Source organism: Sphingobium boeckii (assembly GCF_014199215.1).
In the GTDB taxonomy this organism is placed as follows: domain Bacteria; phylum Pseudomonadota; class Alphaproteobacteria; order Sphingomonadales; family Sphingomonadaceae; genus Sphingobium_A; species Sphingobium_A boeckii.
The window spans coordinates 495,974-509,590 of record NZ_JACIJC010000002.1 but is presented as its reverse complement, the minus strand read 5'-3'; the positions used below and the strand labels follow the sequence as shown (position 1 = coordinate 509,590).

Sequence of the window (13,617 nt, the reverse complement as noted above, 5' to 3'; positions counted from 1 at the left end):
GGCAAATGCTCTAACGCGCCGCGGGTGACCGATATGTCCTCTCCGCTCCGTCTGCGCCTTGATGGCGACGCGCTGGCGCATAACTGGTGCTGGCTGAATGACATGAGCGGGGCCGCCGCTTGCGGTGCGGCGATCAAGGCTAATGGCTATGGCTTGGGCGCTGCCGGGGTGATGACGCGGCTGGCCGCGGCGGGCTGCCGCGATTTTTTCGTCGCCACCTGGGCCGAGGCTGCTGCGCTGATGCCGATGGCCGATGGGCTGGCGCTCTCCGTATTGCACGGTGTGCGGGATGAGGACATGGCGATCGCCAATGCGATTTCTGCCCGTCCGGTGCTCAACACCCGCACCCAGATGGCGCGCTGGCGCGATGCCGGGGGCGGGCCATGCGATGTGATGGTCGATACGGGGATGAACCGGCTTGGCATTTCGGCCGCGGATATTGTGGATGGACTATTGGATGGTCTTTCCGTCGAAACGCTGATGAGCCATCTCGCCTGTGCGGATGAGGCTTCTTCGCTTAACGCCCTGCAGCGCGATCGGTTCGCGGCACTGGCCGGGCGCACATCGGCCCGGCGGACGAGCCTTGCCAATAGCGCGGGCATCTGTCTGGGCGCGGATTACGCTTTCGATCTCGTCCGCCCCGGCTTGGCGCTTTACGGCGGGATACCGCGGGGCGAGGCCACTGGGCATATCCGGCAGGTGGTTCGTCCGGAAGCGCAAATTCTCCAGCGGCGAACCATCACGCCGGGCGAGACCATCGGCTACAATGCGACCTTCACGGCAGACCGGCCCACCGACGTCGCCATTTTGAACCTCGGCTATGCCGATGGCTATCTCCGGGGCTTTTCAGGCAGGGGACATGCGCTGGCTGGCGACGTCCCCTTGCCTTTGCTGGGCCGGGTTTCGATGGATCTGATCGCGATCCGGGTCGACGCCGCTCCCGATCTGCGCGAGGGGGATTGGGTGGAGATCGGCTATGCCCTGCCCGAAGCCGCGGCGGCTTCGGGCCTGTCGCAATATGAATTGCTCACCGGCCTTGGCCAGCGGTTCGATCGGATATGGGCTTAACGCTCGATGCAGAGCGCAATGCCCATGCCGCCGCCGATACAGAGCGTGGCAAGCCCCTTTTTCGCGTCGCGCTTTTCCATCTCATAGAGCAATGTGGTCAGCACGCGCGCGCCTGAAGCGCCGATGGGATGGCCGATCGCGATCGCACCGCCATTCACGTTCACCTTGTCCGGATCGAAGCCCAGTTCCTTGCCCACGGCCAGCGCCTGTGCGGCAAAGGCTTCATTGGCCTCGATCAGATCGAGGTCACCGACGCTCCAGCCCGCCTTTTCCAGCGCGCGCTTGGTGGCGGGGACGGGGCCGAGCCCCATAATCGCCGGATCGACGCCCGCCGAGGCCCAGCTTGCGATACGGCCGAGAATCTTGCTACCGCGCCGTTCGGCTTCCGCGCGGGTCATCAGCACGAGCGCGGCTGCGCCGTCATTGAGGCCGCTGGCATTGGCGGCGGTAACGGAGCCGTCCTTCTTGAAGGCCGGACGCAGGCCCGACATCGTTTCAATGGTTGCGCCATCGCGGATATATTCGTCATTTTCCACCACGGTGTCGCCTTTGCGGCCCTTGACCGTGACCGGCGCGATCTCGTCCTTGAACCGGCCGGAGGCGCGCGCCGCCGACGCGAGATTTTGCGAGCGCACTGCGAACACATCCTGCTGCTCGCGCGTCACCTGGCATTGGTCAGCCACGTTTTCCGCGGTGATGCCCATGTGATATTGATTGAACGCATCGGTCAGACCGTCGCTGATCATGGTATCGACGAGTTGCACATTGCCCATCTTCTGACCCGCGCGCAGCGCCTGCGCATGATTGGACAGCGACATGCTTTCTTGCCCGCCCGCAACCACGATGGTGGCGTCGCCATTGGCGATCGCCTGGGCCGCCAGCGCGACGGCGCGCAGACCCGAACCGCACACCTGATTGACGCCCCAGGCTGGCACTTCCTTGGGCACGCCGGCGGCCATGGAGGCCTGGCGCGCGGGGTTCTGGCCCTGTCCGGCGGTGAGCACTTGCCCGAGGATGACTTCGGACACGTCTTCGGGGGCGACACCGGCCTGCGCCAGCGCGGCTTCGATCGCGACGCGGCCGAGTTCATGCGCGGGCACGCTGCCGAATGCGCCGAGGAAACTGCCCACGGGCGTGCGCTTGGCGGCGGTGATGACGATATCGGACATGGCGGCGACTCCTAGGAAAAATCTGTGCTGCCCTTAGCATTCACACTGAAGTTGCGAAAGCCACGCGGCCAGCGGTTCCCACAAGGCGGTGCGCGCGCCACGCCCGACGATCATGCCGACATGGCCGGCGCGCAGATCGATCCGGTGGGGCAGGTTGGCCGCGCTCGCGGCGGGCACGATGCGATCGTTCAGCGATACGATGTCGATGGCGGGGCAGGTGAGGCGCGATGGATCGATCAGGGCTCCGCCCACCCGCCATTGCCCAAGGCCCGGTTTGTTGGCGGCGAACAGATCCTCAAAGGCTTCGCGCGCCGCCGCAAGCGTGAGGGGCGCGCCGCCATTGGCCCAATCTTCCAGCGCGATGAAGGCCGCGGCCTCGGCCCCGGCGGGATCGAGCGCGGCGAACGTCTCGAACTTGCGCACCGTCCGCCCCGGATCGAGCCGCCAGAAACCGGACTGCAGCATTTCCATGGGCATCAGGCCCAGCGGTTCGCAGGCCGGGGCCGCGCTGGCCCATAATGAGGCCATGTCGGCGCGGGCGGACGGGGGGAAGCCCGCGAATTGCCAGGGCGTGGCGATCAGGGCGAGGCCCGCGACATCGCGCAATTGCGCGGCGGCAAGCGCCATCGTGCCGCCCAGGCAATAGCCCGCCAGCGCCGGGCGCTCCCCCAGGGCGTCGATCAGCGGCAGCAGCAAATGCTCGACATGCGCTGCAATATCCTGGTCGCGGTCCGCCGGTTCGGGTGCACCCCAATCGACGAGCAATGGCCGCACGCCCTTGCGCGCGAGCCAGCGCAGCAGCGAATTCTGTGCGGTCAGATCCAGAATGAAGGGCGGATTGATGAGTGAAGGGATGAAGATCACCGGCAGGCCGCTGCCACCGTAATCGCGCAGCATCGCGCGGCCCGCGGTCGCGACGATTGGCATGGGGGCAGGCCGGGATCGCCGCGGGGCTTGCTGATACGCCCTCAATCCCGCCAATGCCGCAACGCGGCGGTCCGGCGATGCTGCGGTTTCGCTGCGCAGCAGTTCAAGGAAGAGGGGCAGGGGGTGCGGCCCTTGTTGCGATGCGGCATGAAATGGTGCAATGTTCGTCATAACTTTATTGCGGGGCACCTGATCGATGAAAAAGAACAGTTCCGGAGACGATGTCGTCATCATCAAGAAATATGCGAACCGCCGCCTCTATAACACGGATACGTCGAGCTACATCACGCTTGAGCACCTTGCCCAGATGACCCGCGAAGGCCGGGAATTCAAGGTGATCGACGCCAAGAGCGAAGAAGATATCACGCACAATGTGTTGACCCAGATCATCATGGAAGAAGAATCACGCGGGCAGACGATGCTTCCGGTGAATTTCCTGCGCCAGCTCATCTCCATGTATGGCGATTCGATGCAGGCGATGGTGCCAGGCTATCTCGAAGCTTCGATGGATAGCTTTCGCCGTAATCAGGAACAGTTCCGCACGGCGGTGGAAGGCGCATTCGCCAACGGGCCGTTTGCCGAGATGGCCAAGCGCAATCTCGCCATGTTCGAAGCCGCGGCCAGTGCGTTCAAGCCGGGCACCGCGCCCGCCGCCGAAGCGCCCAAGCCGAGCAGCAAGGATGACGAGATCGAAGCGCTGAAAGCGCAGCTCGCCGGGCTTCAGGACAAGATCGACAAGATCACCAAATAACCACCGGAACCAGCGCCGCCCTTCAACCATTCTGCTCCGGTAACGACCGGAGACAGAGGCATGGCCGCGCGCGCATATTGGCAGGGACAGATCAGGCTGGCACTGGTCTCCATCCCCGTCGAAATCTATCCCGCCACCAAATCGGGCGCGGCGGTCACCTTTCGCCAGATTCATGAGCCATCGGGCAAGCCGGTGAAATATGAAAAGACGGTCACCGGGATCGGCGCGGTGGACGTCGACGAAATCGTGAAGGGCTTCGAATATGAAAAGGGCAGCTATGTGCTGCTCAAGCCCGAGGAGATCGAAGCGGTCAAGCTGGAGAGCAAGAAGACGCTCGAACTGACCCAGTTCGTCGATGCGCATGAGATCGACGTGCTCTATTACGAGAAGCCCTATTTCGTCGTGCCTGCGGACGATCTGGCCGAGGAGGCCTATGTCGTACTGCGCGAGGCCTTGAAGCGGACGAAGAAGGTGGGGCTGGGCCAGCTTGCGATGCGCGGGCGCGAATATATCGTCAGCCTGAAGCCGTGCGGGCGCGGCATGGTGATCGAGACGTTGCGCTATGCCGATGAGGTGAACAAGGCGCAGACCTATTTCCGCGAGATCGGCGACGCCAAACCCGATCCCGAATTGCTCGATCTGGCAGAGACGCTGATCGAGAAGAAGAGCAGCGCCTTCGACGCGGGCAAATTCCATGATCGCTATGTGGATGCGGTGAAGGCGCTGGTGGAGCGCAAACGCAAGGCCAAGGGCGGCAAGGTGACGCCCGAGAAGGATGATGCGCCAGCGCGGGCGGGATCGAATGTGATCGATCTGATGGCGGCGCTCAAGAAATCGCTGGATGCGCCCAAGGCCGGGGCGGCGAAACCGGCCGCCAAGACGCCGGCACCTGCGAAAAAGCCGGCGGCGAAGAAGCGGGCTTAACGGATGTCCGCCCTGCAACCGTTTGTCCCGAGCGAAGTCGCGGGACGCAGGTGCTTAGTCCCGCGTCCCGCGACTTCGCTCGGGACAAACGGGTCGGGGGCTGGAAATCGAAATGGCTAACGACCCCCTTGCCACCTACAACGCCAAGCGCGATTTCGGCAAAACCGCCGAGCCCAAGGGCACGCGCGCCAAGGCCAAGGGCAATAGCTTCATGGTCCAGAAGCACGATGCGACCCGGCTGCATTTCGATTTCCGGCTTGAGCTGGATGGCGTGTTGAAAAGCTGGGCGGTGACGCGCGGCCCCAGCCCCAATCCGGATGACAAGCGCCTGGCAGTGCGCACCGAAGATCACCCACTGAGCTATGCGACGTTCGAAGGGACGATCCCCAAGGGCGAATATGGCGGCGGCACCGTGATGCTTTGGGATCGCGGCACATGGGCCTCGCTGCCGGGCAAGGATCCCAGCAAGACGATCGAAGAGGGGCATCTCCATTTCACGCTGTACGGAGAGAGGATGAAGGGCGAATGGCTGCTGGTCCGCATGAAGCCGCGCCCCGGCGAGAAGCGCGAAAACTGGCTGTTGCGCAAGGTGGATGACGCCTTTTCGGCGGGATCAGACGATCTGGTGGGGCGTGCGCTGACCAGCGTCGCGACTGGGCGGACGATGGCGGAAATCGAAGCCAATGCGCCCGAAACGTCGCTGAAGGGCAAGCGCGGCAAGGCGTTCGATGCCGCCATGATCAAAGCCAGCACGGCCAGCCCCAAGCCGAAGCCGCGCCAAACCGCTGCCACGCTGCCCGCCTTTCGCAAGCCCCAGCTCGCGACCCTCGTCGATAGCGTTCCAGCCGGATCGGGATGGCTGCACGAGGTAAAATACGATGGCTATCGCTGCCAATTGGCAGTTTCTGCCGGGCAGGCGAAAATCTACACGCGCAGTGGTCTGGACTGGACGGACAAGTTTCAGGCAATTGCCGATGCCGCCATGGCGCTCGATCTGCCGCCGGCGTTGATCGACGGCGAGATCGTGAAGCTGGATGCCGAGGGCAATCCCAGCTTTTCCGGATTGCAGGCCGCGCTCAAGCAAGGCGACGGCGACCTCACGCTTTTCGCCTTCGATCTGCTCTCGCTCGAGGGACAAGATCTCACCGGACTGCCCAATATCACGCGCAAGGAGCGCCTGGCGGCGTTATTGGCCGGGGTGCAGGAGCCGATCGTCTATGCCGATCACATGTTGGGATCGGGTGAAAAGCTGTTCGATGCGCTGTGCGGGGCGGGGCAGGAGGGGATTATCTCCAAAAAGGCGGATGCGCCCTATCGGGGAATGCGCACGAAAATGTGGCTCAAGGTGAAATGCACCCGGCGGCAGGAATTCGTGATCGTCGGATGGCTGGCCAGCGGAGCGAAGGGGCGCAATCTCAAATCCCTGCTGCTCGGCGTGAATGACGATGATGGGCTGCGTTACGCCGGCAAGGTCGGGACGGGTTTCGATCTGGACACCGCCGAGACGCTACTGGCTCAATTGCAGAAGATCGAAAGACAGACCGCGACCGTGGAGGCACCGCGTGCGGCGGTACGGGAGGCACATTGGGTGGCCCCCAAGCTGGTCGCCGAAATCGCCTTTGCGGAATTTACCGCGGACAATGTGGTGCGCCATGCGAGCTTTATCGGGTTGCGGGACGACAAGCCCGCCAGCGCGGTAAAGCCGGAGAAACCCGTGCAGCATATGGCCGCGCCCATTGTGAAGATCAGTAGCGCAGACCGGATGATCTTCCCCGAATCGAAGGTGACCAAGGGCGATCTCGCAGCCTATTATGAATCCGTCGGCCCGGTCATGGCCGAATGGGCGCTGCGCCGCCCGATCAGCCTGGTGCGCTGTCCGCAAGGTCGTGCCAAGCACTGCTTCTTTCAGAAGCATGATGCGGGCAGCTTTGGTGACCATGTCCATCATGTCGATATCCGCGAAAAGGACGGCGGCACCGAGCCCTATCTGTATGTGGAGGATAGCGCCGGGCTGATCGCCTGCGTGCAGATGGGCACGATCGAATTCCATGGCTGGGGATCGTCAATCGGCGATGTGGAAAAAGCGGACCGGATGATCTTCGATCTCGATCCGGATACCGCGTTGACGTTCGAAGACGTGAAGAAGGCTGCGGTCGATATCAGGCGGCATCTGGAGGATATCGGGCTGGCCAGTTTCCCCTTGCTTTCGGGTGGAAAGGGCGTGCATGTCGTGGTGCCGCTGATCCCCGATGCGGAGTGGCCCGCGGTCAAGGATTTTGCACAGCGCTTTGCACAGGCGCTGGCACAGTCCGAGCCGGACCGCTTCATCGCCACCATGTCCAAGGCCAAGCGCAAGGGGCTGATCTTTATCGACTGGCTGCGCAACCAGCGCGGCGCGACCGCCATTCTGCCCTATTCGGCGCGTGCACGGCCGGGTGCACCGGTATCGGCACCGGTGAGCTGGGAAGAGTTGGAGACGATCGACACGCCGTCGCGGTTCAGCGTGAAGGACGCGGATCTCTTGCTGGAGCGCGCGACGTCCAAGGCGCTGAAAGGCTGGGGTGAGGCCGCGCAGAGGCTGCCTGATTTGTGAGAGGCACACAGCACAGACGTTCCGTTTGTCCCGAGCGTAGTCGAGGGACGTGGAACAGCGCCCACGTCCCTCGACTACGCTCGGGACAAACGGTCAGGTTCCGATATCCAATCTCTACTTGGGCTTCACGAATTTCAGCGTCATGCGGTCGCTTTCACCGATGGCCTGATATTTCGCCTTGTCCACATCGCCATTGGCCAGGGTGGGCGGGAGCGTCCAGACGCCCTTGGCCCAATCCGCAGTATCCTTGGGATTGGCATTGATCTCGGTTTCGCCGGCGAGTTTGAAGCCGGCCTTTTCCGCCAGCGCGACGATCGTCGAGCGCTTCAGATAACCGCTGCTTTTTTCGAGCGCGATATCCCGATCTTCGGGCAGGCGATGATCGACCACGCCCAACACGCCACCGGGCTTCAACGCGCGGAAAAAGCCGGCGAAAGCCTGATCGGGCACGGTGGTATCCTTGTCCATGATCAGATTGTGGACATTGCGGAAGGTGAGCACCACATCAGCACTGCCATCGGGGATCGCGGTGCCCTTCATCGGAAATTCGGAGAATTTCACCTTGCCATAGGTCGCCGTATCGGCGGCGAATTTGGCGGTCAGTCTATCCCGGCCCTTGCCTTCAGATTGCGCAAGATACAGCGTGCCGCTCTTCGCCAGATACGGGGCCAGGATTTCGGTATACCAGCCGCCGCCCGGCAGGGCTTCGACCACGACAGCGCCGGGCTTCACGCCGAAGAAGGCGAGCGTTTCGGCGGGGTGGCGATATTGATCGCGCGGGGTGTTTGCCGGGGTTCGCGTGGGCGCGGCGATGGCCGTCTTGAGCGCGGCCGTATCGGCGGGCATCATATGGCCCTCATGCTGCGCAAGGGCGGGGGCGCTGGCAAAAATCAGCGCGGCGGAAAGCAACAGGGGGTGGCGCATCTCGTCTCCAATACTATTTGATGGAGCAGAGTGTGGCGATGGTGTGGAAGGCTGGCAAGTGCATCTATGGACTTTGGCGGGAAGTTCCGCCGCGATCGCACTGTTCGCGAGCTTTGCAGACTGGCGGCGTAACCGCCGTCGCGACCCCGACAAGGTGGGATTCATGCCCTGGAGTTTTATCACGGTGATGGGCGTGCTCTGCGCGCTGATGCTGGCGGGCGCTGCGCTGAAGATTCATTGAGCGGCCGGAGAACCCTACGCGTGCGTGCGTAAGGTTCTCCGTACCGGGCGGGTTTAGAAGGCGGCGCGCAAGGTCACCTGGAACAGGCGGCCCGATTGTTCCTGCTCACGCTCATATTCATCGACATCGCCTGCCGCGCGATTGGCCAAAATTTCGTCATAGCTATCCCCGTCATATTTCAGGAACGCTTCCTTCTTCTTGCGGTTGAGCAGATTTTGGGCCGACAGGCGCAGCACGAAATTGGTGCCGAAGCGCTTTTCGACAAAAGCTTCCAGATCGGGCGTGTAGCTCAGCTCGACGGTTTCATCGAAATTGCTTTCCACCGCTTTGCTGCGACCCGAGATGGTGGCACCAAAGCTGGCGTCCGCCGCGCGAACCGTCTGGATGAAGCCAATGTTGTAGACGTGATGCGGCTGATTGTTGAACCGGCGCTTTTCACTCGTGAACGGATCGGTCGTTTCGCTGTCCAGATAGGTGTAGTTGGCGAACAGGCCGGTATCGGGCATCCCCAGCGCGGTCAGCGGCGCGGAGAAATCCAACTCCAAACCCCAGACCTTGCCGCTCCCGATATTCTGCGGCGTGTAATAGCTGCCGATCGGATCGCCATCATCATCGAGAACGTCATCGCCGGCGACCAATTCGGTCAGATCACTGATCTTGCGGTAGAACGCATTGACGCCGAAGATGCCGCGGCTGCCCAGGCTGTGCTCATAACCAAGGTCCACGCCCCAGGCCCGTTCGTTCTTGAGCGCCGGATTGCCGATCGTGATGTCGTCATCGCCCGGGCTTTCCTCTTGCTCATAAGGCGAAATCAGATCGTAGCTTGGCCGGCGCACCGTGCGCGCGACCGAAAAGCGGATCTGATCCGCGCCGCCGACCGCATAGCGCGCATGGAAGGAGGGGTTAAGCGATTCGCTGTTGTAGGACACGCTATCACCAGCATTCGTGGTGGTGCGGCGGGTGATTTCATAGCGGAGACCGGCATCCAGGCTCAATGCGCTGGAAGGCTCGAAGGTCAGCCGCACATAGGGATCGTAGCGCTTTTCCTTGATCCGGAAATTCACCGCGGGATCGGGATCTTCGGCCTCATCATCTTCCACGTTGAACACGGTGTTGGCACCGTTGCGCGTCTTGCTCAGCAGATCGATGCCGCCCTTGATGCGGAAAGGCGTATCCTTGCCATAGGTCAGGCTGAGCGTGCCGGTATATTCATCGTCCTTGATGTCCAGCGCTTCGGTTTCCACGATTGCCAGATCCGAAAGATCCTCGTCACCCGCTTCGGACAAGATCACATCGGTATTTTCGCGATAGCCATTCCAGCTCGCTGCCAGCCCGAGTTCCAGTCCGCCGATCGGGATCACGGCATCCGATGTGATCGCATAGGTTTTCTGGTGGATGTCTTCATGCTGCACTTCGGCACCGTCGAAATCGAGATCGCCACCCTCATAGGTCAGCGAAGTCTCATCCTCGTCGCGATTGGTATCGACCACGAAGCCTCCGATGCGGATGCGTCCGCCGCCCGCAAACTGATGCGTGATTTCCGCATTGCCGGAAATATCGCGGCCATCGCGGGTATCGTCCTGAAGCTCGGTATTGTCGAAGTCGTCATTGGTCTCATCGAGCGGACCGGTCGTGAAATCGGAAAAACGCAGCGACACCTTTTTCTTGGGATTGCGGCGTTCCTGATAATTGCCGGCGATCCAGAAGCTGGTCGCATCACCCAGCTTGCCGGCATAAGCCAGCGCGCCAGAGGGACGGACGCCGCCATCTTCATTGATCAACATGCCGGCCTTGGCGAAGCCGCCCTGGAAGGTCGCTGATTCCTTGGTGATCACGTTCAGCGTGCCGGCAATGCCTTCGCTGGGCTGATCGGCGCGCGGCGCGCGAACGATTTCGATGCGCTCGACCAGTTCGGCGGGGATGCGATCCACGAAGAAGCTGCGATCCGATTCACCACCGGGAGCGCGGCGGCCGTTGATCAGCACCTGCGTGAAGCCTGGCGGCAGGCCGCGCATCTGGGCACCGTCATATTCCAAAACGTCCGACGTGAAGGTCACGCCGGGGACGCGCTTGAGCATCTCGCCGACCGAGACAGGCTCGAAACGCTGAAAATATTCGAGATCGTAGGAGAGCACGGGATTGGCATCCTCCGTGCGATTGCGGAAGGCGATATCGCCGTTCACGATGATCTCGGCCGCGGTCTCAGTCGCTTCAGGCGAAGACTCGTCACTGGCTTCAGCCACTGCTGCTGCAACGTCTTCTGCATACACTGGGCTTGCCAGCATGAATGGCGCGAGAATGCTTCCTGCCAACAGCAGTTTCTTTATAGTCATCATTGCCCCCGATGGAGTTATTCTGGAATTTGACGTCCCAACAATATTGTGTAGGAACGCCTTCAACTGGGGCCAATAGGAAGCAACCGTGACTCATTCGCGACTTAATCATTTCAGTTTTATTTCTTTGTGTTGCACTTTTTTGACAGTGACGGCGTGCGCAACTGCTGAAGTGCCGATCGAAACCCGTATTGCCAACGCCACGCCGGCGGTATCAGTCACCGCAAGGGGCGAGACGGTGCCGGTGGGCACGTCCAATGCCGATGCGGCGGATGATCCCGCCATCTGGCGCAATGCGGCGGATCCCGCGGCAAGCCTGATCATCGGCACGGACAAGAAGGCTGGGCTGTATGTCTATGGCCTGGATGGCAAGGTGCGCGATTTTCTCGATGCGGGCCGGGTCAACAATGTCGATCTGAAGGACGGCGTGACGATCAACGGCACGTCCGGCATCCTCGTGGTGGCGAGCGATCGCAATGATCCGCTGAATGCCAAATTGGCCTTGTTTCGGCTCGATCCAGCCAGCGCGAAGCTAACGGCGCTGGGTACGGTCGCGGGCGGCGCAGGCGAGGCTTATGGCGTGTGCATGTACCGCGATACTGCGGGCGTCTATGCGTTCATCGTGCTGAAGGATGGCACGATCAATCAGATCGCGCTGGATACGGCTGGGGGGGCGGCTTCGGGCACGATCGTGCGCACGATGAAGCTCGGCACGCAGTCCGAGGGTTGCGCGGCGGATGACCGCACGGGGCGACTTTATGTGGCAGAAGAAGATGTCGGCCTGTGGCGCTTCGATGCGTCAGCCGCAGGTGGACTGACACCGGCGAAGATCGCTGCGGCGGACGGCAAGAATATCGTGGCCGACGCCGAGGGCGTGGCGATTGCCGCAATCGGCGAGGCGCAAGGCTATGTCGTCGTCTCCAGCCAGGGGGACAATGCCTACACGCTCTATCGCATCGCGGATGAAAGCTATGTCGGCCGCTTCCGCATCGCTGCCGGCGTGGTGGGCGGCACGGAGGAAACCGACGGCATCGAATTGATGCTCGGCGATTTCGGCCCAGCCTATCCCGGCGGTCTCTTCATCGCGCAGGATGGCTTCAACGCGGCCGGCGCACAGAATTTCAAGCTGGTCGCCTGGAACGATATCAAGGCTTCGCTGGGGCTTTGACCGACATCAAATATCCAGCCGCCGCATGACTTGATCCAGCCGCTGTTCCGGCGCGGCGGCTGGATCGCAGCCCCCGGGGCGGATGAAGATGCACAGATGGGCGGGACCATAGTCATCGCCGATATTCTGGTCCGGCAACGTGAAACAATCGCGCTTGGCAAAAGCCTCGGGTAGACGTGATTGCGATCGCGAGGGTGCCAGGATGGCGTTATAGGCCTTGGTTGCGGCTTTGGGGGCCATCTCTCCTGCTTCGCTGCTCACCGAATAGAGTGGCAGCGCCTTGTGGAGATAGGAATATCCCCCGGTCTGCCAGAATTCGAGATCGTAGATCGCGATGCCACAAATGCCCGGCATGGCACGTAGCGCCTGAAAGCTGTGGAAGCTGGCACCATAAGCGGTCCAGCGCGGACGCATATAGTCACTGGACGCAGCGGTGGCGGACGCGCCCGTCCAGAGCAACAACAGCGCCACGGGGGTAAATCGCGCGGCTGGCACGGAGAGACGGTGCCTGATCATCTGCATGATCTCCACCGAGCCGATGGCTGCGAGAATCACGAGGATCGTAGTGGTCAACAATATGAACCTATATTCCTTGTGCCCAATCATCGAATGGATGAGCAGATTGACCATGGCCATCCAGAACAGCGCCCTGTGCCGCTTGATTACGGGCATCAGGCATAAGAGAATCGGCAGAAGCCAGATGCCCCAACTGCGCGTGTAGAATGTGAAATACGCGATCGGCCCCGAGACGCCAAAGCCGGCCGCGCGATCCACCGTGATATTCTGATGAAAATTCTCCAGGATCCAGCCATAGGGCGTCAGGCCCATGGCGAGATCGATCAGTCCTCCAATCGTCAATGCGATGAAGCCGCCCATGATGAGTGGCAGCCATCGGCTGCGCCATTGCAGAGCGCAGGAAAGGATCACGAAAATCCCTATCGCCGGCGCATAATGGAAGCGGAAGATCACGCCTAGGCCAAGCAGCCAGCCCGCCAGCATCAGTCGCCGTCCGGAGGCATTGTCCGCCGCCATGAGCGCTGTCGCCGCCATTACCGCCGCCACCGCGATCGTTTCGCTCAGGGTATGCGCGCCGAAATAGACGCATTCGAACCAGACGGCTGCAACGAACATCGTGATGATCGCATGAAGCGGCGACCATCGCCGCCCCAGCGCATAGGCCGCCGCGACGACGCCGAGAGAAAAGATGGCCACCAACAGTTTGGGCAGGACGATATACAGGCTGGTGTCCGGCGCGATCGTGTGGCCGAGCCACATAGGGCCGCTCAACATGACGGGAAACAGCCAGCCCCGCATATTGTAGCGATATTCCCAACTGACGACGCCATTGCCGAAAATCAGGCGATGCGCCTGTTCGAGATATTGAAAAATCTCGTCGGGATGGATCATTGCGGGGATTAGCGCGACGCCAGCCCTCAAGGCGAAGGCCAGCGCCAATACGGCCAAAATCGCCCGGCGCGTGTTGCGCCACGAAGCGAGAACCTCTGATGTCACGCGCTTC

Annotated in this window: 11 protein-coding genes; 6 read left to right on the top strand and 5 right to left on the bottom strand. The window is 61.8% G+C overall.

The features are described 5' to 3' along the window. Nucleotides 1–33: 33 nt before the first annotated feature. Nucleotides 34–1,068: an alanine racemase gene (gene alr / locus FHS49_RS07545; protein ID WP_184017431.1), complete on the top strand. Its 1,035-nt coding sequence runs from the start codon at nucleotides 34–36 to the stop codon at nucleotides 1,066–1,068. On the opposite strand, the gene FHS49_RS07540 is transcribed toward alr, so the two are convergent. Continuing rightward, nucleotides 1,065–2,237, bottom strand: coding sequence for an acetyl-CoA C-acetyltransferase (locus FHS49_RS07540; RefSeq protein ID WP_184016901.1), 1,173 nt, complete (start codon nucleotides 2,235–2,237; stop codon nucleotides 1,065–1,067). The two genes, alr and FHS49_RS07540, sit on opposite strands and share 4 nt — an antisense overlap. Before the next feature lie 33 nt (nucleotides 2,238–2,270). Then, entirely contained in the window at nucleotides 2,271–3,335 is a 1,065-nt protein-coding gene (locus FHS49_RS07535) for an alpha/beta fold hydrolase (protein ID WP_184016899.1), read from the bottom strand. A gap of 25 nt (nucleotides 3,336–3,360) precedes the next feature. On the opposite strand from FHS49_RS07535, the gene phaR reads away from it, so the two are divergent. From phaR to ligD, 3 genes are all read left to right on the top strand, one after another. Further along, on the top strand, nucleotides 3,361–3,915 hold the full coding sequence (phaR, locus tag FHS49_RS07530) for a polyhydroxyalkanoate synthesis repressor PhaR (RefSeq protein ID WP_184016897.1): 555 nt from the start codon (nucleotides 3,361–3,363) through the stop codon (nucleotides 3,913–3,915). A 60-nt stretch (nucleotides 3,916–3,975) separates the two neighbouring features. Further along, entirely contained in the window at nucleotides 3,976–4,839 is an 864-nt protein-coding gene (gene ku / locus FHS49_RS07525; protein ID WP_184016895.1) for a non-homologous end joining protein Ku, read from the top strand. A 112-nt stretch (nucleotides 4,840–4,951) separates the two neighbouring features. Further along, nucleotides 4,952–7,432, top strand: coding sequence for a DNA ligase D (gene ligD, locus FHS49_RS07520; protein WP_184016893.1), 2,481 nt, complete (start codon nucleotides 4,952–4,954; stop codon nucleotides 7,430–7,432). A gap of 114 nt (nucleotides 7,433–7,546) precedes the next feature. On the opposite strand, the gene FHS49_RS07515 is transcribed toward ligD, so the two are convergent. After that, nucleotides 7,547–8,356 (bottom strand): class I SAM-dependent methyltransferase, encoded by an 810-nt coding sequence (locus tag FHS49_RS07515; protein ID WP_184016891.1) that lies wholly within the window; start codon nucleotides 8,354–8,356, stop codon nucleotides 7,547–7,549. A 73-nt stretch (nucleotides 8,357–8,429) separates the two neighbouring features. Here FHS49_RS07515 and FHS49_RS07510 point away from each other — a divergent pair, with 73 nt between their 5' ends. After that, nucleotides 8,430–8,597, top strand: a complete 168-nt coding sequence (locus FHS49_RS07510; protein WP_184016889.1) for a hypothetical protein — start codon at nucleotides 8,430–8,432, stop codon at nucleotides 8,595–8,597. A gap of 53 nt (nucleotides 8,598–8,650) precedes the next feature. Here FHS49_RS07510 and FHS49_RS07505 read toward each other — a convergent pair whose 3' ends face one another. Then, on the bottom strand, nucleotides 8,651–10,840 hold the full coding sequence (locus FHS49_RS07505; protein ID WP_184016887.1) for a TonB-dependent receptor domain-containing protein: 2,190 nt from the start codon (nucleotides 10,838–10,840) through the stop codon (nucleotides 8,651–8,653). Between the two features lie 262 nt (nucleotides 10,841–11,102). On the opposite strand from FHS49_RS07505, the gene FHS49_RS07500 reads away from it, so the two are divergent. Further along, nucleotides 11,103–12,098, top strand: coding sequence for a phytase (locus FHS49_RS07500; RefSeq protein ID WP_343052927.1), 996 nt, complete (start codon nucleotides 11,103–11,105; stop codon nucleotides 12,096–12,098). 6 nt (nucleotides 12,099–12,104) lie between these two features. Here the strand turns inward: FHS49_RS07500 and FHS49_RS07495 are convergent, their stop codons facing one another. Next, on the bottom strand, nucleotides 12,105–13,610 hold the full coding sequence (locus tag FHS49_RS07495) for a glycosyltransferase family protein (protein ID WP_184016885.1): 1,506 nt from the start codon (nucleotides 13,608–13,610) through the stop codon (nucleotides 12,105–12,107). Between the last annotated feature and the right edge of the window lie 7 nt (nucleotides 13,611–13,617).